The 19,590-nt window shown below is 60.3% G+C and carries 23 protein-coding genes and 1 tRNA gene; 14 read left to right on the top strand and 10 right to left on the bottom strand.

Translation table 11 applies throughout. The features are described from left to right. The first annotated feature begins 57 nt into the window (after positions 1 to 57). Positions 58 to 1,281, top strand: coding sequence for an HD-GYP domain-containing protein (locus tag DFP86_RS08745; RefSeq protein ID WP_133680225.1), 1,224 nt, complete (start codon positions 58 to 60; stop codon positions 1,279 to 1,281). A 54-nt stretch (positions 1,282 to 1,335) separates the two neighbouring features. On the opposite strand, the gene DFP86_RS08740 is transcribed toward DFP86_RS08745, so the two are convergent. Beyond that, positions 1,336 to 2,946: a glycosyltransferase family 39 protein gene (locus tag DFP86_RS08740; RefSeq protein ID WP_133680223.1), complete on the bottom strand. Its 1,611-nt coding sequence runs from the start codon at positions 2,944 to 2,946 to the stop codon at positions 1,336 to 1,338. A 237-nt stretch (positions 2,947 to 3,183) separates the two neighbouring features. On the opposite strand from DFP86_RS08740, the gene DFP86_RS08735 reads away from it, so the two are divergent. The 3 genes from DFP86_RS08735 to DFP86_RS08725 all read left to right on the top strand — a co-directional run bounded on the left by DFP86_RS08735 (position 3,184) and on the right by DFP86_RS08725 (position 4,362). Then, positions 3,184 to 3,271, top strand: a tRNA-Leu gene (locus DFP86_RS08735). A gap of 203 nt (positions 3,272 to 3,474) precedes the next feature. Continuing rightward, the gene (locus tag DFP86_RS08730; RefSeq protein WP_208108274.1) at positions 3,475 to 4,131 is read left to right on the top strand and encodes an MOSC domain-containing protein; all 657 of its coding nucleotides are present in this window, start codon (positions 3,475 to 3,477) and stop codon (positions 4,129 to 4,131) included. Positions 4,132 to 4,161: 30 nt separating this feature from the next. Beyond that, on the top strand, positions 4,162 to 4,362 hold the full coding sequence (locus DFP86_RS08725) for a DUF3079 domain-containing protein (protein ID WP_133680221.1): 201 nt from the start codon (positions 4,162 to 4,164) through the stop codon (positions 4,360 to 4,362). An 18-nt stretch (positions 4,363 to 4,380) separates the two neighbouring features. Here DFP86_RS08725 and DFP86_RS08720 read toward each other — a convergent pair whose 3' ends face one another. The 5 genes from DFP86_RS08720 to DFP86_RS08700 all read right to left on the bottom strand — a co-directional run bounded on the left by DFP86_RS08720 (position 4,381) and on the right by DFP86_RS08700 (position 7,826). After that, positions 4,381 to 4,668 (bottom strand): type II toxin-antitoxin system RelE family toxin, encoded by a 288-nt coding sequence (locus DFP86_RS08720; RefSeq protein WP_133680219.1) that lies wholly within the window; start codon positions 4,666 to 4,668, stop codon positions 4,381 to 4,383. Then, positions 4,658 to 4,909 (bottom strand): type II toxin-antitoxin system prevent-host-death family antitoxin, encoded by a 252-nt coding sequence (locus DFP86_RS08715; protein ID WP_133680216.1) that lies wholly within the window; start codon positions 4,907 to 4,909, stop codon positions 4,658 to 4,660. Before DFP86_RS08715 ends, DFP86_RS08720 begins: the two co-directional genes overlap by 11 nt. Before the next feature lie 116 nt (positions 4,910 to 5,025). Further along, positions 5,026 to 5,331: a DUF1330 domain-containing protein gene (locus tag DFP86_RS08710; protein WP_133680215.1), complete on the bottom strand. Its 306-nt coding sequence runs from the start codon at positions 5,329 to 5,331 to the stop codon at positions 5,026 to 5,028. A gap of 11 nt (positions 5,332 to 5,342) precedes the next feature. Next, positions 5,343 to 6,020: a type 1 glutamine amidotransferase domain-containing protein gene (locus DFP86_RS08705; RefSeq protein WP_133680213.1), complete on the bottom strand. Its 678-nt coding sequence runs from the start codon at positions 6,018 to 6,020 to the stop codon at positions 5,343 to 5,345. A gap of 171 nt (positions 6,021 to 6,191) precedes the next feature. Then, entirely contained in the window at positions 6,192 to 7,826 is a 1,635-nt protein-coding gene (locus tag DFP86_RS08700; RefSeq protein WP_133680211.1) for a methyl-accepting chemotaxis protein, read from the bottom strand. 239 nt (positions 7,827 to 8,065) lie between these two features. Between DFP86_RS08700 and DFP86_RS08695 the strand changes: the two genes are divergently transcribed. Beyond that, the gene (locus DFP86_RS08695; RefSeq protein WP_133680209.1) at positions 8,066 to 8,503 is read left to right on the top strand and encodes an N-acetyltransferase; all 438 of its coding nucleotides are present in this window, start codon (positions 8,066 to 8,068) and stop codon (positions 8,501 to 8,503) included. Positions 8,504 to 8,629: 126 nt separating this feature from the next. Next, positions 8,630 to 9,331, top strand: a complete 702-nt coding sequence (locus DFP86_RS08690; RefSeq protein WP_243729354.1) for a substrate-binding periplasmic protein — start codon at positions 8,630 to 8,632, stop codon at positions 9,329 to 9,331. On the opposite strand, the gene DFP86_RS08685 is transcribed toward DFP86_RS08690, so the two are convergent. Then, entirely contained in the window at positions 9,315 to 9,821 is a 507-nt protein-coding gene (locus DFP86_RS08685; protein ID WP_133680204.1) for a nuclear transport factor 2 family protein, read from the bottom strand. The genes DFP86_RS08690 and DFP86_RS08685 overlap by 17 nt on opposite strands. Positions 9,822 to 9,909: 88 nt before the next feature. Between DFP86_RS08685 and DFP86_RS08680 the strand changes: the two genes are divergently transcribed. Together DFP86_RS08680 and DFP86_RS08675 are read left to right on the top strand one after the other, a co-directional pair. Beyond that, positions 9,910 to 10,473 (top strand): TetR/AcrR family transcriptional regulator, encoded by a 564-nt coding sequence (locus tag DFP86_RS08680; RefSeq protein WP_133680202.1) that lies wholly within the window; start codon positions 9,910 to 9,912, stop codon positions 10,471 to 10,473. 303 nt (positions 10,474 to 10,776) lie between these two features. Beyond that, on the top strand, positions 10,777 to 10,968 hold the full coding sequence (locus DFP86_RS08675) for a hypothetical protein (RefSeq protein ID WP_243729347.1): 192 nt from the start codon (positions 10,777 to 10,779) through the stop codon (positions 10,966 to 10,968). 28 nt (positions 10,969 to 10,996) lie between these two features. On the opposite strand, the gene DFP86_RS08670 is transcribed toward DFP86_RS08675, so the two are convergent. Continuing rightward, a complete protein-coding gene (locus DFP86_RS08670) occupies positions 10,997 to 11,380 on the bottom strand; it encodes a helix-turn-helix domain-containing protein (RefSeq protein ID WP_133680200.1) in 384 nt (127 codons plus the stop codon). Between the two features lie 87 nt (positions 11,381 to 11,467). After that, on the bottom strand, positions 11,468 to 12,223 hold the full coding sequence (locus tag DFP86_RS08665; RefSeq protein WP_133680198.1) for a DeoR/GlpR family DNA-binding transcription regulator: 756 nt from the start codon (positions 12,221 to 12,223) through the stop codon (positions 11,468 to 11,470). Positions 12,224 to 12,311: 88 nt separating this feature from the next. Between DFP86_RS08665 and DFP86_RS08660 the strand changes: the two genes are divergently transcribed. Together DFP86_RS08660 and DFP86_RS08655 are read left to right on the top strand one after the other, a co-directional pair. Beyond that, positions 12,312 to 12,905 carry an NUDIX domain-containing protein gene (locus DFP86_RS08660; protein ID WP_133680196.1) on the top strand — a complete coding sequence of 198 codons (594 nt, stop codon included), beginning with the start codon at positions 12,312 to 12,314 and terminating at the stop codon, positions 12,903 to 12,905. Positions 12,906 to 12,990: 85 nt separating this feature from the next. Then, the gene (locus DFP86_RS08655) at positions 12,991 to 13,755 is read left to right on the top strand and encodes a DeoR/GlpR family DNA-binding transcription regulator (RefSeq protein WP_133680194.1); all 765 of its coding nucleotides are present in this window, start codon (positions 12,991 to 12,993) and stop codon (positions 13,753 to 13,755) included. 3 nt (positions 13,756 to 13,758) lie between these two features. Here the strand turns inward: DFP86_RS08655 and DFP86_RS08650 are convergent, their stop codons facing one another. Then, entirely contained in the window at positions 13,759 to 14,520 is a 762-nt protein-coding gene (locus DFP86_RS08650) for a heme-binding beta-barrel domain-containing protein (protein ID WP_208108273.1), read from the bottom strand. A 327-nt stretch (positions 14,521 to 14,847) separates the two neighbouring features. Between DFP86_RS08650 and glpK the strand changes: the two genes are divergently transcribed. The 4 genes from glpK to DFP86_RS08630 all read left to right on the top strand — a co-directional run bounded on the left by glpK (position 14,848) and on the right by DFP86_RS08630 (position 19,551). Beyond that, positions 14,848 to 16,344: a glycerol kinase GlpK gene (gene glpK / locus DFP86_RS08645; RefSeq protein WP_133680193.1), complete on the top strand. Its 1,497-nt coding sequence runs from the start codon at positions 14,848 to 14,850 to the stop codon at positions 16,342 to 16,344. 26 nt (positions 16,345 to 16,370) lie between these two features. Continuing rightward, positions 16,371 to 17,081, top strand: a complete 711-nt coding sequence (locus tag DFP86_RS08640) for an MIP/aquaporin family protein (RefSeq protein WP_133680191.1) — start codon at positions 16,371 to 16,373, stop codon at positions 17,079 to 17,081. Positions 17,082 to 17,244: 163 nt separating this feature from the next. After that, positions 17,245 to 18,786 carry a glycerol-3-phosphate dehydrogenase gene (gene glpD, locus DFP86_RS08635; protein WP_133680189.1) on the top strand — a complete coding sequence of 514 codons (1,542 nt, stop codon included), beginning with the start codon at positions 17,245 to 17,247 and terminating at the stop codon, positions 18,784 to 18,786. Between the two features lie 303 nt (positions 18,787 to 19,089). Beyond that, entirely contained in the window at positions 19,090 to 19,551 is a 462-nt protein-coding gene (locus tag DFP86_RS08630; protein ID WP_166642201.1) for a PTS sugar transporter subunit IIA, read from the top strand. The last annotated feature ends 39 nt before the right edge of the window (positions 19,552 to 19,590 follow it).

Here is a 19,590-nt window from a genome sequence, read left to right as displayed (position 1 = left end):
GGCACCCCGGATTTCCAGGCTGTCCCTTTGTCAACTTTCTAACCGGCGTCGGTCAAGATGATCAAGAAAATCCCCGTCGAGCGCTTGCGCCCGGGCATGTTTCTGCACAACCTCAATTCGGGTTGGATGTCGCATCCCTTCCTGCGGAACCGTTTTCTGGTGACCGAGGAGAGCATGGTCGAAAAGATCATCGGCGCCGGCATTCACGAATTGTATATCGACACCTCGCGCGGGCTGGACGATGCCGACGCGCCGACCGAAGCCGAAGTCAACCAGCAGTTGATGGAGGAAATGCAGGCGGCGGTCAGCAGCGAGGCGCCCTATCGCTGCACCACCGTGGCCGAGGAACTGCCCAATGCGCGCAGACTGCGCGCCCGCGCCACCCGTATCATCCGCTCGGTCATGCAGGACGCCAAAATGGGCAAGGCCATCAACCTGGAAGAAGTCAACCAGTTGGTGGGCGAGATCATCGAGAGCATCCTGCGCAACGATAGCGCCCTGATGCTGTTGTTGCGCGTTCGCGCGCAGAACGACTACACCTTGGTGCACTCGGTGGCGGTGAGCGCCATGATGGTCACTTTTTGCTATGCCCTCAATTGCGACCGTGCCACCTTGCATCAAGCGGGTGTCGGCGGTTTGCTGCACGATATCGGCAAGGTGCGGGTGCCGGTGGAGATTCTCAACAAACCGGGCCGCTATACCGAATACGAATACGATGTGATGAAACGCCACCCGAAGCACGGGCTGGAAATTTTGCAGATGCTGGAAGGCATTCCGCACGAGGCGCTGGATGTGGCGCTCAACCACCATGAGCGGCTAGACGGCAGCGGCTACCCGCATGGCCAGGGGCGCGAGACCATCAGCCGCATGGCGCGCATGGCGGCCATCGCCGACGTCTACGACGCCATCACTTCGGATCGTTGCTACCATACCGCCATGCCGCCGACCGCGGCGCTGAAAAAAATGTGGGAGTGGAGCCGTCATCATTTCGACCCCGATCTGATGCGCGCCTTCATGACCGCCATCGGCATCTACCCGGTCGGTACGCTGGTCAAGCTGGAGAGCGGGCGTATCGCCGTGGTGGTCGAGCCGCACGAGCACGAAGTACTCAAACCCAAGGTGCGAGCCTTCTTTTCCACTCACTCCAACCTGCACATTCCCACCCAGTTGATCGATTTGTCGCGTCCGTTCGGCGCTGGCGGCGGCGACCGCATCGTCGGCTACGAAGACCCGCGCAAGTGGAATCTCGATCCGACACGCTACTTGTCGGATGCGCCGTAAATGTCGAGACGATAGCGATCGTGTTGCCGGGGCTGTCGCGCCCCGGGTCGGCAATCAATACCAATAGACGAGATAATGCGTGGGGACCGCCAGCGGGTACATCCAGCCTTGGCGAACCACGCGGATATCGACCGCTTGGCCCGAGCGGCCCTGTTGTCGCAACCAGTCCGTTGCCTGCCGTTGGCAAGATAGATCATCCGGGCGGCAGAGCAGCGCCCCCGCTTGACCGCGCCAGTTGGCCACCGGCGTCACGCCGGCCGGCAGGCGATCCGGTACGCCCGGCACCACGCGCACCGAGGTATCGGCGAAGAACGGCACGATAGCCACTTCCGGCCAACTGCCTCCCACCCAGGCCGGCGGCTTGCCCGGTCGCGCGGCCAGGATGGCGCGCGCGGCATCGGCATCGTCGCGGTAGTGGCACGCCTTGCCGCTGAACGCCTGACCGGCGTTGAAAGCCGCCGCTAGCAGCAACAGTCCCAGCCAGACGGCCGGTAGGGCACGCAGTAGTTCGCGCGCACGGGCCGGCTGCCAGTCGGTGGCGCGAGTGAGCCAGAACAGCGGGAACAGGTAGGCTAGCGGAATCGACCAGTGCAATGCGATCTTGACGTAGCCGCTGAGCGCGAACAGCGCCGTAATGGCGAGCGGCGAGAGGGTCAACCAGAACAGGACGTCGTCGCCATCGGTATGCCGACGGTACGACGCGCGCGCCCGTTCGAGCAGCGATCCCCGGAAGCCGCAGGCAAGCAGTAACAGCCATGCCAGGCCACAGTAGCCAATCGGCGAGAGCAGGAAGCTGAACAGGTGTTTCCAGTCCACATGATGATCCGCCTTGCGACCGACGTACTGCACCGTCGATTCGCCATGACGCAGCTCCCACAGCGCATGCGGTAGCAGGCAGAGCGCAAAGACGGCCAACGCCAGCCATGGTGCCGGCGTCATCAGCCAGCGCCGGCCGCTGTGCGTCGCCAGCGCCGCAATCAGCATGCTGACCAGCAGCACGCCGGTGTAGTACTTGCCAAGCATGCCCAAAGCCGACAATATGCCCAGCCCTAGTGCATAGCCCCAGTGCCTGCCGCGCAGGGAACGCACGAACATCAGTGCCAGCCAGGGCCAAATCGGCAGCAGGATACTGTTGGCGTTGAACTTGTACGCCAATGTGCTGAACGGCATCGTCAGGCTGAGCGCCATCAGGACCAGCGTACGGCGGTCGCGGGGAATGAATTCGTCGGCGAGCCGCAAGGCGCCCAGCATGCCGATCAGCACGCCAATGCAGGAGAGCAGATAGAACGCCCAAACGGTATGCGGCATGAACGCGAACCAGGCCTTGGCCACCCAGCCGGTCAGCGGCGGATGCTTGAAGGTGCCGAGCTCCCAGTTGGGGGTGAAGACATAGGCTTCGATCATGTCGCCGTAGGTATCGAGATTGGTGAACGCCACTTGGCTGATCAGATACCAGACGATGACGCTCAACAGGCAAAACAACGCCGGTCGATCGATGACGCAATCGGCAAAACGCGCCGTCCCGGCCGACCATGCTTGGCCGGCTTGTTGCCGCAGCTGCCGCCATCGGCATAGTAGCGTGTGCGCACCGAACTTCGGGGCCGTCGCCTCGCATTGAGGGCAGTCTCGTCGATGGAGTAGGGTGGTCGTCAGCGGCGTTGGCATCGTGTATCGTCTTGTGTGAAATTGGGTGGGAATAATTCCCACGCTTGGTATGTTATCGCACGTCGATACGCGGCTCAAGGTTTCAGGACAATTTCAGGACAATGTTAAGTGAACGATGCTTAACATTTGCTCAAGAATGCAACACCGCATCGAAATCATTGCCCGACTTGCCACGAAGGGGCTCCGCCACATACAATCGCCAGTCTTCACACGCTGGCTCCAGGCTGGCGTCTCTCTGCCCGAGTGGTGAAATGGTAGACACAGCGGACTTAAAATCCGCCGGCGGGAAACTGCTGTACCGGTTCGAGTCCGGTCTCGGGCACCAACATGATTATCCCCTTTGCTTGCTCTCGCGCTGCCAGTGTACGTGCTGCATTGTTCACCGACATGATTTATGCTGGTGTCACAAAAGAGGCCGCTGCCGCGCCACCAAGACAGAAATAGCCTTGCCATCGGCACGGCGAGCATCTTTCCTATCGGCGCGTTCCCGGCGTTGCCTGTCATCAAACCAGCTTGAGGGTATCGGCAGTGACCACGGCTTGTGTATCGATCTTCATTGGCGGCATTTCGCGGCTGCCGGAGTCCGGCAGTCTGACCGGCATGTACAAGGCCTTGGCGACGGGGCCGCTCGAACTGGGCGTCGAGGGCTTCGCGGGCGATGTGCAAGCCGACCGGCGCTTTCATGGCGGGCCGGAGAAGGCGGTTCATCTCTATCCTGTCGGGCATTACGAAACGTTGGCCCGCCAATTTCCCGAGGCGGCGGCCAGCCTGGTTGCCGGTTCGCTGGGCGAAAACCTGTCCGCCGATCTCGATGAGAGGCAGGTTCGCATCGGCGATATCTGGCGACTGGGCGACACCTTGCTGCAGGTCTGCCAGCCGCGCAACCCTTGTTGGAAAATCGACGAACGCTTTGCCTGCGACGGCATGGCGGCTTATATCGCACAGACGCTCAAGACCGGCTGGTATTGGCGTGTGGTGCGTACCGGCCGCGTCACCCCCGGGGGTACGCTCGATCTGGTCGAGTCCAACGCCGATGCCCATACGCTTTATGAGGCCATGTCGGTTTGGCGCGAGCATCGGCCAGCGGTCGACGCGCTTCTGCGTTTAGCCGGAACGCCTGGGATTGCGAGCGGTTGGCGCGACAAGATCGTCCAGCGCATTGCTTTTCTGAAAACAATTCCCTAAATACCACGGCAATCGTGCCGTCTATATTCGATGGCCAAGCGATTTCCCCTTCAGCCCCGCCACCCGGAGCGCATCTGCTGGGGATGCGATAAGTATTGCCCGGCCGATTCCTTGCAGTGCGGCAACGGCTCGAACTGTACCCAGCATCCCTCGGAGATTCAGGGCGAGGACTGGTACAAATATGGCGATTGGGGGTTTGATGATCTGCCGGATGATGTTCCGGCAGCATAAGCAGATCCAGAGGGATGGTTAGTCCACCCGCTCCAGTGCTGCTTTGTACGCAGCATTGCGCTCTCGTTTCCCGACCGACAGCACCAGGACCAGGATGTGCTCGTCTTGCACTTGGTACACCAGTCGATAGCCCACGGTTCGCAATTTTATTTTGTATAGATCTTTTCCTCCGTTCACCCTTGCGTTCGGTACCCGGGGGACTTCCAGCCGCTCTTTCAACTTGGCCTTGAACTGCTCGGCCGTCGTACGATCCAGTTTCTTGAATTCGGCTAATGCCTTTGGGTGGAAGACCAGTTCATAGCTCATCCAGCGAAACCTTCACCGGCTTGTTGCCATCATTCAGGCGCTTGTTGGCTATGGCGGTCAGCTCGATGTCTTCCAGTCGATCCGCAATCGCCTCCCATACCTCAGGGCTGATGATGTATCCGGCAGGTTTGTTGCGGTTGAGAATAGCGACCGGCTCCTCCGCGGCGGCAGTGAGGATTGCCGCGGGGTTTGTCTTCAGCTCGCTGATGCCGACTACCTTGTTCGCCAGAATTTTGTGCATGACCGATACCTTTATTGACCTATTGCTTGAGCTAATTATAGGTCTTTAATTTGGTATTGGATAGCGATGGCGGAGATACGTCCCCATCGATTCGATGGGGACGGCGGCTCTGTTGGCTAGTTTGCAACGGCGGCGTCGACACCCTCGATCAGCAGCACGCGGTAGTCCGCGCCCTTTAGGCGGTGCGTCAAGGCATCCTGGTAGGCCGGGCTGTGGTACCAGGCGCGCGCTGCGGCCATGTCGGGAAAGCGCAGGATGACGGCGCCCTCGATCGGCGCGCCTTCCAGCACTTCGAATTCGCCATAGAAGGCTAGCGGAGTCAAATCGTGTCCTTCGCGTGCCGCCGGCGCCTTTTGCTTATAGCGATCCAGTTCGGCGGCGTCGGTGGTGCGTTCGCGGGTAAAAACGACGTATGCGGACATGTGGATTCCTTTCAGGCTAGCAGTTTGAGTAGCGCATGCGCCGTCGCTTCGGACGAACCTGGGTTCTGGCCGGTGATCAGCAAACCGTCGGTTTCGACATGCGGTAGCCAGTCTGGGCCCTTGGTGTAGTGGCCGCCATTTGCCTTGAGCATATCTTCCACCAGGAACGGCACGATGTCGGTCAGGCCGACGGCGGCTTCTTCGCTATTACTGAACCCGGTGACCGTTTTGCCGGCTACCAGTGGTTGGCCATCGGCGCCCTTGACGTGGCGCAGTACGCCGGGAGCATGGCAGACCACCGCGACCGGTTTGCCGGCCTGGATGCTTCGTTCGATGAGCGCGATCGAGACCGGGTCTTCGGCCAGATCCCACAATGGCCCGTGACCGCCGGGGTAGAACACCGCGTCGAAATCGGCGAAGGCGACATCGGAGAGTTTCTTGCTGTGCGCCAGGGCGTGGGTGGCGCTGGCATCCGCCTCGAAACGCAGCGTGGCTTCGGTGCGGAAGGCCGGTTCGTTGCTTTTCGGGTCGAGCGGCGGTTGGCCGCCCTTCACCGATGCCAGCGTCAGTTCGGCGCCGGCATCGGTGAAGGTGTAATAGGGGGCAGCCAGTTCTTCCAGCCAAAAGCCAGTTTTTTCGCCAGTGTCGCCGAGTTGATCGTGAGAAGTGAGGACAAGCAGGATTTTCATGAGTAATACCTTTTATCCGTGATGGAAATAGAGCGTGCTGACAGCAATATACTATCGAGTAGACCGGTCGTCTAGTTGTTGTTGTCATCCTGTGGCGAATTTGAACGAACCCGGCCGCGGCCAGCCAGCGATGGCGGCGGCAACCGGGTTCTGTCTCTGTCTGCGCGGTTTTTAGATCTGGAAGCGCTCGACACCCTGATGCAGCGACTGCGACAGCTGCTCCAGGTGCGCCACCTCTTGCGCGGCATGATCCATGGCGCGGCGGGTTTCCTGCACTACGTTGGCAATGCGTTCCACTTGCTGGGCGATGTCGGTGCTTGCCTGGCTTTGTTCTCGGGTCGAGTCGGCCACGTCGCGCACGCGTGTCAACGTCAGGTTCGAGTTGGCTCGCAACTGTTGCAGCAGTTCGGCGGTGGCTTCAGTCAGTTCGGCGCCATCGCGCGCCTGCGGTACGGCATGGCTCAGCAGGTCGACCGCGGAGCGGGTTTCTTCCTGTATGGCCTGAATCATTTGCTCGATTTCGACCGTGGCGTTGGCCGTGCGCTCCGCCAGGCCGCGCACTTCGTCTGCCACTACCGCGAAGCCGCGGCCTTGTTCGCCGGCGCGCGCAGCCTCGATGGCGGCGTTGAGCGCCAGCAGGTTGGTTTGCGCGGCGACTTCCTTGATCACCGAGGTAATGGTGCCGATCTCATTGGCGCGCGCGACCAGCCCGCTGACGCTGTCGGTGGCGCCCTGGGCGGTTTGTACCAGTTCCTGGATGCGAGCGACGGCTTTATGTGCTTGTTCGGCGCCATGCCCGGCCTGTTCCGCCGAGGCGCTTGAGTCCGCTTCGGTATCGCGGGCGTTGTCGGCGATGTGATTGATCGCCACCGTCATTTCTTCCATCGCTGCGGCCATGGCACTGGTGCCGTCCGCCTGTTCGCTGGCCATTTTCAGTACGTTGCTCGACGTAGTGGCGACCACTTTGGCGCTCTTCTCCAGGTCGGCCGATGCTTGGCGCACCTCCTGTGCCAGTCCGCCCAGCCCTTGCAGCATTTCCTTCAGACGGGCTAGTACGCTGTCGGTGCCGCCGCGTACCGGGAAATGGGTGCTGAGATCGCCGGCGGCGGCGCGCTGCATGATGGCCATCAGTTGCGTCGGTTCGCCGCCCAGTTGCCGCACGATGCTGCGCGCGACGCTAAGCCCGATGCCGCCGGCCAACAGCAGGGCCAGTACCACGGCGATGGCGTAGTTGATGGCGTGGTGCATCAGGATTTCGTTGACGTCGTCGATATAGACCCCGGTGCCAAGCGACCATTGCCACTCGGGGATGGCGGCGACGTAGCCCAGCTTGGGGATCGGGGTGTCGCTGCCGGCGCGCGGGAACCAGTAGATCTCCAGGTAACCGCCGCCTTCTTTGCCCAGGCGCACGATGTTGTCCCACAGCGGATAGCCCTTGGCATCGACTTTGCCGAGCATGTTCTTGCCTTCCAGCTTGGGATTGCCGACCACCAGCTGGGCCTGGCCGTCGAAGTTGTAGATGAAGAAGTAGTCGTTGTTGCCGAAACGCATGGCGCGCACCGCTTCTATGGCTTGTCGCTGTGCTTCGGGCGTGCTGAGCTTGCCGCTTTGCGCCAACTTGACATAGTTGTTGACCACGGCGGTCGCCAGGTCGGTCAAGTGATGGATACGCGTGCGGTGAGCCTGCATTTCCGCCTCGCGCAAATTGGAGAGGGCGAATATCGAGAGGCCGATGAGACAAGAGAATGCGACTGCCAAGACAATCGCCAAGCGTGTTTTGACATCCATCCGATATAGGCGAGACATAGAACGCTCCTCAGGAGGGTATCTGACTAATACCCACTTTTATAATAGTGTTATTGAAGTGTTTGTCCTTTTGTCACCAACTGTCAACAAAAAGCATGGATTGCCATGGTCGGCGAGCCGTGCGCGGATTTCTGCATGGGCATCACTCCGAGTGGCTGTATCTATTTGTCATTGACTGCCGTTGTGATTATGCTTGGTCTGCATAAACTTTAAGGTATTACATGATGATAGAAAATGAAATGGCAACGAGCGATGTCGTTCTCACGTTGGCGGCGGATGCCGATGAAGACGCGCGCAGACTGATCAGCGACCGCCTGGACGCCTTCAACGTCGAAGAGACCGGCATTGCCGACAACCAGCCGCTCGATGTCTTGGTGTCCGATCCTGTCTCCGGCCAATGTCTCGGTGGTCTGGTCGGGCGCACGTCGCTTGGCGTGTTGTTCGTCAATTATGTGTATTTGCCCGAATCGCTCCGCGGGCAGGGCTTGGGGGGGGGGCGTCTTCTCGCCATCGCCGAGTCGGAAGCCTGTCGGCGCGGTTGTCGCGAGGCGCTGCTGTTTACCATGGAGATCCAGGCCCCTGGGTTTTACCTCAAGCAGGGGTACCGCGAGTTCGGCCGGATCGAATGCCAACCGGCAGGCAATGCCCGAGTTTTTTTGCGCAAAACGTTGATCTGACGGTACTTGTCGCAGGCAGGAAGCACAAGCTTCGAGTATGGTGAAATGGGGGGGATCTGGATCGGCGAGGCGGCGATGCGACTCATTCTGAGGCAGTGTTTATTCTGGCGGAGGGTAGGTGTCGTGATGTCGGCGATGGCGTTGGCGCTGCCGGCGTGTGCCGCGCCACCGGCCCTGCATGTGCTGTTTGGTCTGAATAAACCGCCCTACATTATAGAAGGAGAGCGCCGCGGGCTGGAGTATGAGTTGATCGACATGATCGTCTCGGACATGGGCTATCGCCTTGAGCCGACGTTTGTGCCGCCGGCCCGCTTGATCTCGCTGGTCCGTATCGGCGAATTCGACGCGGCGGCGACGGTGCGCGAAACCAGCGGCTTGCCCGGGTATTATTCCTCGCCGTACATCCAGTACCAGAACGTGGCCATCGCGCTCGCCAAGCGGGGTGTTGCCCTGCATTCGATCGACGACTTGTCCGCGTACCGCGTGGTGGCTTTCCAGAACGCCCATCTTGTCTTGGGCGAGACCTTCCGCCACATGACCGAGCACAATGCCAGCTACCAGGAAGCCTCGCCGCAATGGATCGAGAACAATCTGTTGTTCAGCGGGCATGTCGATGTGGCGATCGCCGACTGGAAAATCTTCCGCTACTTCAATGGCATTGTCGCGGGCCACGTGAATACGCAGCAACCGGTCAGCCTGTTCGCGATATTTCCGCCGACCGATTATCAAATGGTGTTCCGCGACGCGCATTTGCGCGACGTGTTCGACAAGGCGCTCGAACACGCCAAACGCGACGGGCGCTATGAGAAAATCATGGTGCGCTATTAACCCCCGCTGGCTGGAAGGCGACACAAAGCCCTAGCGCCGACAAGCCGGGGTGGTCGTCGGGGCGGCGCCCCAATGGCCAGAAGAATTTGCGCTCCTCCGCCCTGATCGGCTGGTCGTTGATGCTGGCGAAACGATGCTGCATCAAACCGTCGGCATTGAATTCCCAATTTTCGTTACCGTAGCTGCGAAACCAGTTGCCGGCGTCGTCGTGCCATTCGTAGGCGAAACACACGGCGATACGGTTTGCCGAGAAAGCCCAGAGCTCCTTGATCAGCCGGTAGTCCAGTTCTCGTACCCATTTACGTTCGAGCAGTTGCCGTGCTTGCTCCCGCCCTTGCGGAAATTCCGCGCGGTTGCGCCAGTTGGTGTCCATTGTGTAGGCCAACGCGACTTTGGCCGGGTCGCGGCTGTTCCAGGCGTCTTCCGCCAAGCGCACCTTTTGGATGGCGGTTTCGAGAGTGAAGGGAGGAAGTGGGGGACGGGTTTCCATGGTGTGCTCCAGTCGGATGGTTTATGTAGACAGGTCTGTCTACATCGCTAATGTAGCCGAGGTGGACAGACTTGTCTACAATCGGGGCATGACGACCTCACCATCCCTCCGATACGCCGATTTGCCCGCCCGCGAGCGGATTCTGCGTACTGCGCACGATTTGTTTTACCGCGATGGCATACGTGCCACCGGCATCGACCGCGTGATCGCCGAGTCCGGCGTGACCAAGGTGACGTTCTATCGGCACTTCCCGAGCAAGAACGAATTGATCCGGGCGTATTTGGATGACCGGCACGAACGTTGGATGGCCTGGTTCAAAGCCGCGCTGCAGCGTCATGGCGCCGGCGGACTGGCGGCGCTGCCGCCAGCCTTGGCGGAGTGGCTGGACGAAGAGACCTATCGCGGCTGTGCGTTCATCAATGCCGCGGTGGAGCTGGGCGGTTCGCAGCCGGCGCTGCTAGACATCGTCAAACGCCACAAACAGGAAATGACCGCCGAGATCGAGACGTTGCTGCCTGACAACGAGCGACGCACGCAGATCGCACGCCTGGCGGCGATGGCGATCGACGGCGCCATCGTCCAGGCGCAGTTCGAGGCCTCGCCCGAGAGGGCCTTGGCCAATTTGCGGCTATTGGTCGAGTCGCTTGTTTGAGCATTGACCAGGTGGGGCGATGCGACAGGGATGGCGGAGTCGTGCCTGAAGGCGCGGTGAATCATCCAAGCCTCATTACTAAACATTTTTGCTAAGCCTATTGACATAAGTGGTGGCGGTGGTAGAATGCGAGCGTGAGTTAAGCTGTGCATAAGTTGTTAAAGCCACGTAGTCCCCCTTTCCAAGCGGTACTTCCTTAGTTTTAATCCCGTAAGCGCGTGCTGTCGAACCGATGGTCTTTATGTCGCGCTCTGCCTGTTTACCTCCATTCACGAAAATTTAAATAAAGAAATGGATATTCCTATGATGATGAAAATCAGCCAATTGCGTCCCGGCTTCCGGGTCGACGAACATCACGACGATGGCCAAGTGACCTCGTTTGAAGTGACGCAAGTCCGCGAACTGGGCCGCAAGGTCGAAGTGACCTTTCGTTCCATGTTGGGCCTGGAAAGCGCCGTCTACATGGCCGATGCCTACCTGAACGCCCGCCAGTAACTGTCACGAGGGCCTTGGCCCATCCTCCTTATTCTTCCAGATGCGCCAATGCTTGGCGCAGGCGAGCCCAGAAGCGTCGGTTGATGTCGGACCACTGTTCGCGTGCCAGCGGCGTCAGCGCCAGCCTGCCTCGCGCATCCGTCTCTAGCCAGCCCAGACTTTGTAGCTTGTGCAGTTTGCGGCGCACGGTGGCGCGCGGAATACCGGTGGCCAGCGAGAGATCGTGGCATTGGTTATGACGCGCCGACGGGATGCGTCGACCGGCGTTGGTGCGGCCCAGCTCGCCCAACACCAGGGCCAGCGATAGGTCGTGTTCGAGTAGGTGATAGAGCTCGCGCAACAACGGTACCGAAGCCTCGCCTAGTTGCTGGCTGAGCATCGACAGATCGAGACGGGCTTCTGGATGATTCACGATATTCCTCGCGCATCAGGGCAAAGTCGGCGTTGCCGATACTTTATCCTAGCCCCGGATTGTCCGATTGACTGCCGAACTTGCGTTTTATGCGCGCAGGACGTTGCCGCCTGCGCTGCATAGCGGCGCGAGTAAAGCCTCGTCGCATCCCGGCTCGACCAGGATGGTACTGGCCATTTCCAGTCCGCCGATACGGTAGCGCGAGGCGGTGTGGAGTTTTTCCGTCGACGCCAAGACGATGGTTTCGGCGGCATGCGCGGCCAAGGCGCGTTTCATGTAAGCCTCCTCCAGATCGCCGGTACTCAAACCGGCACTCGGGTGCACACCCGTCACCCCCATGAAGAACAGATCGGCGCGGATCGGCGCCAAGGCGTCGAGCGCCGCACTGCCGACGCTGACAATCGAATGTTTGAATAACTTGCCGCCAATCAGAATGACCTCGATGCCGGGGTGGTCGACCAAGGCCACGGCGACGCTGGGACTGTGCGTCGCGACGGTGGCGTTGAGGGTGGCCGGTAATTGCCGTGCCAGCGCCACGGCGGTGGTGCCGCCATCGATCAGTACGGTCTGGCCGCTGTCGATCATGCGCGCGGCGGCTGCGGCAACCGCGCGTTTGCTGGCCGACTCGATCGGCAACCTGTGCGCGAAGTCGGCCGCGGCTCGCGAGGCGGGCAGCGCGCCGCCGTGCACCCGCTGCAGTTTTCCCTCTGCCGCCAGTTCGCGCAGGTCGCGGCGCACGGTATCTTCCGAGACGCCATAGCGCAGGCTGAGCGCGCCTGAGAATACTTGGCCTTCTTTGCCTAACAAGGTGAGGATGTCTTGTTTGCGCTGCTCGGTCAGCATGGCGAATTTCCTTTTTGCACGAAAATGCTTGTTATTGCACGAACATGCATGATAAGTTTTTGCCGTATCAATGACAATGGGGTATGGCATGAAGTTGGCGACTTCCGAACGCGTGCGCATTCTAAAAAGCGAAATCCTCTCCGACGATTGGTATGTGCTGAAAAAGACCACCTTCGATTTTCTGCGCCAAGACGGCGTCTGGCAGCGACAAAGTCGCGAGACCTACGATCGCGGCAATGGTGCGGTGTTGCTGTTGCACGACCGGCGGCGCGACACGGTGGTGTTGGTGCGGCAGTTCCGTTTTCCCGTCTTCGTCAATGGCCATGACGGCATGTTGATCGAGGCGCCGGCAGGTTTGCTGGACGATGCTGCGCCGGAAGAGCGTATCCGGGCCGAAGTGGCGGAAGAAACCGGCTATCGGGTGCGCGACGTGGAAAAGGTGTTCGAGGCGTATATGAGCCCGGGCTCGGTGACGGAGAAACTCTATTTCTTTGTCGCCGATTACCAACCCGCCGACAGTGTCGAATGTGGCGGCGGGGTCGAGGAGGAGGGCGAGGACATCGAGGTGATCGAGTTGCCGCTCGCCACGGCGCTGGACATGGTGCGCACCGGCGAGATCGTCGACGGCAAGACCATCATGCTGCTGCAATATGTGGCGTTACGGCGTGGCCAGGCGGCATGAGAGACTGTTTTCCGTCTATCGCCCCTGTATAATCCGCGAAATATTCCCATGCCGATCAACTTGAGCCTGCGTGCGCACCCGATAAATGATCATTCTTAACCAACGGCAACAAGAACTCCTTGGCATGGTTCAGCGCGAAGGCCATGTCACGGTCGAGGCGCTGGCCAACCACTTTGGCGTCACCCACCAAACCATCCGGCGCGACATCACGCTGTTGGCCGACAATCGGCTGCTACAGCGCATTCACGGCGGTGCCAGCGCGCAATCCAGTGTTGAGAATGTGGCTTACAACACGCGCCAGGTGATGTGTATCGACGAGAAGCGACGCATCGCCAAATTGGTGGCCGAGCAAATTCCCAATCACGCTTCGTTGTTCATCAATCTGGGCACCACCACCGAGGAGGTGGCGAAAGCGCTGCACAATCATCACGGCCTGCATGTGATCACCAATAACCTCAACGTGGCGGCGATGATGTGCAACTACCCGGATTGCGAGGTGATCGTCGCCAGCGGTGTGATGCGGCCGCGCGATATGGGCATCATCGGCGAGTCCACCATCGAGTTCATCCGCAAGTTCAAGGTCGACTACGGCATCATCGGCATTTCCAGTATCGAGACCGACGGCACGCTGCGCGACTACGATATGCGCGAGGTACGCACCTCGGATGCCATCATCAATCAGTCCCGCAATGTCTTCCTGGTGGCCGACCATTCCAAGTTCGGCCGGCCATCGATGGTGGAGTTGGGGCCGCTGTCCCGGGTGACGGCCCTGTTCACCGACCAGGCGCCGCCGGAGGAAATGGCGGCCGTCATCAAAGAGGCGCACGTGGAGTTGTACATCGCGCCCTAGCGGTCAGCCCTTCTTTTTCAATGTGCTGGCGTCGATATGGGTAAACGGCCGCCCGTAGATGAAGAGATCGGTCTTTTGGGTGTAAGACAGCGAGCCGTCGCCGTTTAATTTCATGCTGATCTCGAAGGCGCGGGTTTGCGCGTTCTTGGCGGCAAAAGAAGCCTCGGCGGCGCGCAGCATGTTGACGGCGAATTCGCCGGGATGCTTCAGCGGGCCTTCCGCCGTGATACAGACACCGCGCGGGATACAAAACGAATCGATGAGCTTTTGGTTCTTCTTATCCCAAATCCAGTAGCCGATCTGGTCGTGAAACTGTTTTTGATCCGATTTGCGAAAGACCTGCTGGTGATAAGCCACCGACACCAAATCCTGTTCGCTGGCGTTGGTGGCGCTCGGACCGTCGGTGATGGTGATACGCTCAAAATACGGGCTGGTGGCCGCCGAGCCAGGCGGCAGTCCGGTCTTTTTCTGTGCCGGTGCGACGTCGATACCGGCATCGCCCTCCCACACGCCGATCAACGGGCTGAGCGGATTGGGCGGGGCCGACGCCTCCTCGGCCAAGGCCGGGGTAGACACGGTAAACAGCAAGGCCATCGTTAAAATCATGCGCATTTTCGATCTCCATGGGGTTATCGCAATGCGCGCCATTGCAGCACAAATAATCTTTGCGGCAACTGACCCAAGAGACAGTCGTTCGACCGTTATGCAGTTTTGTTGCGTTGCATCCAAACTGACGACGTTGTCATTGTGCAACAGATTTGTCACAATGCGCCCGACCTCGACAATGGGGTGGCGCCAGCCGTGACAAGGCTTGTGGCGTAGGGCTTTTGCTCTAAATCGTCGGATTTTTGGATGGTTGCATCGCCGTTCCTGGCGTTTCCTCTGAATGGTTTTTCGTTCTATGTCAGATTGTTTTTCTTAATCTTCGAAATATTTTCCTTTTATGAGCATTTTGCCCTGTGTAGAATCCAAACCAAACATAAAACAACATGCTCATGTCATTGTCCGGGTCGGGTTCCGGGTGAAACTTGGGCGAGGATAAGCCGCAGGCGCAGCTGCGCGGCGTAATGCAGCACACTAGGAGAATGGACAATGCAAAAACAGTACATCCTGGCGCTTGACCAGGGCACGACCAGCTCGCGCGCCATCGTTTTCGACCGCATGGGTAATATCGTTTCGGTCGCGCAGAAAGAGTTTACCCAGCACTATCCGCAACCAGGCTGGGTCGAGCATGACCCTCTGGAGATCTGGGGCGGGCAAGCCGGCGTGGCGGCGGAAGCGCTGGCCTATGCCGGATTGGAGAGCGGCAACGTTGCCGCCATCGGCATCACCAACCAACGTGAAACCACCGTGGTTTGGGATCGCGAAACCGGCCAGCCGGTCTACAACGCCATCGTCTGGCAAGACCGTCGCACCGCCGATTACTGCGACAGCCTGAAGGCCCAGGGCCTGGAGGCATCGATCCGCGCCAAGACCGGCCTGATGATCGATGCCTATTTCTCCGGCAGCAAGGTCAAGTGGATTCTCGATAATGTGCCGGGCGCTCGGGCGCGTGCCGATGCCGGCAAGCTGGCCTTCGGTACCATCGACAGCTGGCTGGTGTGGAACTTCACCCATGGCCAGGAGCACGTCACCGACGTCTCCAACGCCTCGCGCACCATGCTGTTCAATATCCATACCCTGAGCTGGGACGAGGATCTGCTCAAGCTGATGGACATTCCCGCCAGCATGCTGCCGCAGGTGCGCTCGTCGAGCGAAGTGTACGGCACGACCCAAGGGACGCAACTGGGCGCCGGCATTCCCATCGCCGGTATCGCCGGCGACCAGCAGGCCGCACTGTTCGGTCAGCTCTGTACCCGGCCGGGCATGGTCAAGAACACCTACGGCACTGGCTGCTTCCTGATGATGAACACCGGTACCCGACCGACCGAATCCAGCAACAAGCTGTTGACCACGGTGGCCTGGCAGGTGAAGGGGGAAACCCACTACGCGCTGGAAGGCTCGATCTTCATCGGCGGTTCGGTGGTCAAGTGGCTGCGCGACGGTTTGGGCATCATCAAGCACTCCGGCGATGTGGACGAACTGGCGCAACAAGTGCAGGACAGCGGCGATTTGTACCTGGTGCCGGCTTTCGCCGGTCTGGGGGCGCCGCATTGGAATCAGAGCGCGCGCGGTTCGCTGTTCGGCGCGACGCAAGGCACCACCGCCGCGCATGTGGCGCGCGCCGCACTCGAGAGTATCGCTTTCCAGACCATGGACGTCCTCAAGGCGATGGAAGCCGATGCCGGTATCGCCGTGCCGGAATTGCGCGTCGACGGCGGCGCCACGGTCAACAACCTGCTGATGCAGTTCCAGGCAGACATCCTCTCCATCGATGTGATCCGCCCCAAGGTGACCGAAACCACCGCGCTCGGCGCCGCCTATCTGGCTGGCCTGGCGGTCGGCTACTGGAACGGCCTGGACGACGTGCAGGGGCAATGGCAGCTGGATCGCCGCTTCAAGCCCGATATGTCGCCGGCCAAGGTCGAACACCTGGTCAACGGCTGGCACCGCGCCGTCAAGGCCGCGATTGCTTGGGCCGATGCCTGATTCCTCTATAGATAAAGGATAACAATATGACTCCCTTGATCGCCGAATTCATCGGCACCGCGCTATTGGTCCTGTTGGGCAACGGCGTGGTGGCCAACGTGATCCTGAAACAAACCAAGGGCCACAACGGCGGCCTGATCGTTATCGCTTTCGGCTGGGCCATGGCGGTGTTCGTGGCGGTGTTTTGCGTGGCGGCCTATAGCGGTGCGCATCTCAATCCGGCCGTGACGCTGGCGCTGGCGGTGGCCGGCAAGTTCGCCTGGGCGCGCGTGCCGGGCTATATGTGCGCCCAGATGCTGGGCGGCATGTTCGGCGCCTTCCTGGTCTGGGTGATGTATCGCCAGCATTTCGCCAGCACCGAATGCCCGGACACCAAGCTCGCGGTGTTCTGTACCGGTCCGGCGATCCGCAGCCTGCCGGGTAATCTGGCCTCCGAAGTGATCGCCACCTTTGTGCTGGTGTTCGCCGTGCTCAACATGGTGTCGCCCACCGCTTCGCTCGGCGCGCTCAATGCCTTGCCGGTCGGCTTGTTGGTATTGGGCATCGGCGTATCGCTCGGCGGCACGACGGGCTACGCCATGAGCCCGGCGCGCGATCTGGCGCCGCGCATCATGCATGCCATCTTGCCGATTCCGGGCAAGCGCGACAGCGATTGGGGTTATGCCTGGGTACCGGTGGTCGGTTCGCTGATCGGCGGCACGCTGGCGGCGCTGCTCTATAGCAAACAATTCATTTGATCTTGGATGGTGCGCGCTCCTCGCATGGAGCGCGCTTTTTTTGCGCTTTTGACGAACATTTTCGAAAATAAATACAACATAAAACAACATTAAATGTTGTATCGGCCATGAGTTGTGACTAAGATTTCGTCTGCAAGTAACGGAAAAATCAGAGGAAAGTAGCGTGGAGAATCAAACCTGGGACTTGGTGGTGGTCGGCGGCGGCATCAATGGCGCCGGCATCGCCCGCGATGCCGCCCTGCGCGGCTTGTCGGTGCTGCTGTGCGAACGGGACGACTTGGCGCAGCATACTTCGTCGGCCAGTACCAAGCTGATTCATGGCGGCTTGCGCTACCTCGAATACTACGAGTTCGGCCTGGTGCGCAAGGCGCTACAGGAGCGCGAGGTGTTGCTGCGGTTGGCGCCGCACATCATCTGGCCCTTGCGTTTCGTCATGCCGCACGACGCGAGCCAACGGCCGGCGTGGATGATCCGCTGCGGCTTGTTCCTATATGACCACCTAGCGCGGCGCGAATTGTTGCCGGGCTCGGTCGGGGTCGATTTCGCCCGCCACCCGTCGGGCAGCCCGCTCAAGCGCGGCTTTAAGCGTGGTTTCGAGTACTCGGACGGTTGGGTACAAGATGCGCGGCTGGTGGTGCTCAACGCGCTGGACGCCGCCGAACACGGCGCGACCGTATTGACCCGTACCGCCTGCATCGCGGCGACCCGTGAACAGGGGCTGTGGCGTTGCACGCTACGCGATGCGAGCGGGGCGGAGCGCACGGTCTCGGCGCGCGCGCTGGTCAATGCCGCCGGACCATGGGTCGATCGCTTCCTGCGCGAGCAGGCCAAGGTACGCGTCAGCCAGTCGGTGCGCTTGGTCAAAGGGAGTCACATCATCGTGCCGCGCATGTTCGAGCATAGCTACGCCTATATTTTCCAGAATCCGGACAAGCGCATCATCTTCGCCATTCCTTACGAGCGCGATTTCACCCTGATCGGCACCACCGATATCGAATACCGCGGCGACCCGGCGCAAGTGGGCATCGACGACGACGAGATCCGCTACTTGTGCACGATGAGCAATCGCTATTTCGAGCGCCAGATCGGCCCGGAGGATGTGGTGGCCACTTACTCGGGCGTGCGGCCGCTGCTGGACGACGAATCGGATAATGCCGCCAGCGTGACGCGCGATTACTTCCTGTCGCTCGACAGCGACGAGGGGGCGCCGCTGTTGTCGGTGTTCGGCGGCAAGATCACCACCTATCGCAAATTGGCCGAGCAGGCCGTCGATATGCTGGCGCCGCAGTTGGGTTGCACGCGGGCTTGCACGAGCGGCCATTCCCCCTTGCCGGGCGGCGACCTGCCGCAGGCCGACTTCGCCGCCTGGTTCGAGCGCATCAAGGCCAGTTACCCGTGGATGCCGCTCGAACTGCTGATGCGCTATGCGCGTGCCTACGGTACCAGGCTTGCGAAGGTGATCGGCGCGGCCACAAGTCTGGCGGAGTTGGGCGCCGAGATTGCCCCGGGGCTATATGAAGCCGAGGCGCGCTATCTGGTGGACGTGGAATGGGCCTGCGGCACCGACGACATGCTGTGGCGGCGCAGCAAGCTGAAGCTGCACCTTGACGCCGAGCAGGTGGCGTCCGTCGCAGCGTGGCTGGCCGCTTATCGGCCGGCGGTCAAGGCCCGAAAGATTGCCCTTGAGAATGGCGCACCGGCATGAAATCCGCGGCGGGCGTTGCTGGACTGTAGTAATACTACGACATTAGACCGCAACGCCTTTGCTTGGCGCAAAACTGGCAAAAAGGCCTGATTGGCTTGTCCTTATTGCATTATGGCCAGTGTGTTAGTGGCGGTGCTGTACTTGAGCTGAAGCAAACTTTTGCAAAATTACAGTGTTTTCTGTTGGATCGATGGCGCATATTCTGTGGGAATATGATTAAAATTTGCCAGTGGCATAGCAATGCAACGGAAGATTGCATGTGCCTTGCCACTCAGGCGTTCGTTACTCACAGAGGAAAATAAGATGTCTTCGATTACACTCGTCGCGCCCTTCAGCGGTTCTGTCGTTGCCCTGGCCAATGTGCCGGATCCGGTGTTTTCCGGTCTGATGATGGGCGACGGCCTGGGCCTCAATCCCACTTCCAATACCCTGATCGCCCCGTGTGACGGGACCATCACCCAAGTGGCGCGCACCGGCCACGCGCTGACGCTGACCGCCGCCAACGGCGCCGAAGTGCTGATGCACATCGGTATCGATACCGTGAAGCTGAACGGCCAGGGCTTCAAGCCGCTGGTTCGCCAAGGCCAGCAAGTGAAGAAAGGCGACAAACTGATCGATGTCGACTTCGCCGGCATCAAGGGCAAAGTGCCGTCGTTGACCAGCGTGGTGGTGATCGCCAACAGCGACGAATACACCCTGTCGGCCAAGGCGACCGGTTCGCTCAGCGCCGGCCAGTCGGCATTCATGACCGTGACCTCGCGCTAAGCGTTCACGCCGTTTCGTCCGAAAGGCCCTCCGGCGAGC

It is taken from the genome of Paludibacterium purpuratum, assembly GCF_004363805.1.
In the GTDB taxonomy this organism is placed as follows: domain Bacteria; phylum Pseudomonadota; class Gammaproteobacteria; order Burkholderiales; family Chromobacteriaceae; genus Paludibacterium; species Paludibacterium purpuratum.
The sequence above is the reverse complement of the archived record's forward strand: the minus strand, read 5'-3'. Positions and strand labels throughout refer to the sequence as shown.

Excerpts from the sequence above, each read along its gene's own strand:
- DFP86_RS08745 (WP_133680225.1), top strand. The coding sequence starts at position 58 with ATGATCAAGAAAATCCCCGTCGAGCGCTTGCGCCCGGGCATGTTTCTG.
- DFP86_RS08740 (WP_133680223.1), bottom strand. The coding sequence starts at position 2,946 with ATGCCAACGCCGCTGACGACCACCCTACTCCATCGACGAGACTGCCCT.
- DFP86_RS08725 (WP_133680221.1), top strand. The coding sequence starts at position 4,162 with ATGGCCAAGCGATTTCCCCTTCAGCCCCGCCACCCGGAGCGCATCTGC.
- DFP86_RS08720 (WP_133680219.1), bottom strand. The coding sequence starts at position 4,668 with ATGAGCTATGAACTGGTCTTCCACCCAAAGGCATTAGCCGAATTCAAG.
- DFP86_RS08715 (WP_133680216.1), bottom strand. The coding sequence starts at position 4,909 with ATGCACAAAATTCTGGCGAACAAGGTAGTCGGCATCAGCGAGCTGAAG.
- DFP86_RS08710 (WP_133680215.1), bottom strand. The coding sequence starts at position 5,331 with ATGTCCGCATACGTCGTTTTTACCCGCGAACGCACCACCGACGCCGCC.
- DFP86_RS08705 (WP_133680213.1), bottom strand. The coding sequence starts at position 6,020 with ATGAAAATCCTGCTTGTCCTCACTTCTCACGATCAACTCGGCGACACT.
- DFP86_RS08700 (WP_133680211.1), bottom strand. The coding sequence starts at position 7,826 with ATGTCTCGCCTATATCGGATGGATGTCAAAACACGCTTGGCGATTGTC.
- DFP86_RS08695 (WP_133680209.1), top strand. The coding sequence starts at position 8,066 with ATGGCAACGAGCGATGTCGTTCTCACGTTGGCGGCGGATGCCGATGAA.
- DFP86_RS08690 (WP_243729354.1), top strand. The coding sequence starts at position 8,630 with ATGTCGGCGATGGCGTTGGCGCTGCCGGCGTGTGCCGCGCCACCGGCC.
- DFP86_RS08685 (WP_133680204.1), bottom strand. The coding sequence starts at position 9,821 with ATGGAAACCCGTCCCCCACTTCCTCCCTTCACTCTCGAAACCGCCATC.
- DFP86_RS08680 (WP_133680202.1), top strand. The coding sequence starts at position 9,910 with ATGACGACCTCACCATCCCTCCGATACGCCGATTTGCCCGCCCGCGAG.
- DFP86_RS08675 (WP_243729347.1), top strand. The coding sequence starts at position 10,777 with ATGATGATGAAAATCAGCCAATTGCGTCCCGGCTTCCGGGTCGACGAA.
- DFP86_RS08665 (WP_133680198.1), bottom strand. The coding sequence starts at position 12,223 with ATGCTGACCGAGCAGCGCAAACAAGACATCCTCACCTTGTTAGGCAAA.
- DFP86_RS08660 (WP_133680196.1), top strand. The coding sequence starts at position 12,312 with ATGAAGTTGGCGACTTCCGAACGCGTGCGCATTCTAAAAAGCGAAATC.
- DFP86_RS08655 (WP_133680194.1), top strand. The coding sequence starts at position 12,991 with ATGATCATTCTTAACCAACGGCAACAAGAACTCCTTGGCATGGTTCAG.
- glpK (WP_133680193.1), top strand. The coding sequence starts at position 14,848 with ATGCAAAAACAGTACATCCTGGCGCTTGACCAGGGCACGACCAGCTCG.
- DFP86_RS08640 (WP_133680191.1), top strand. The coding sequence starts at position 16,371 with ATGACTCCCTTGATCGCCGAATTCATCGGCACCGCGCTATTGGTCCTG.
- DFP86_RS08630 (WP_166642201.1), top strand. The coding sequence starts at position 19,090 with ATGTCTTCGATTACACTCGTCGCGCCCTTCAGCGGTTCTGTCGTTGCC.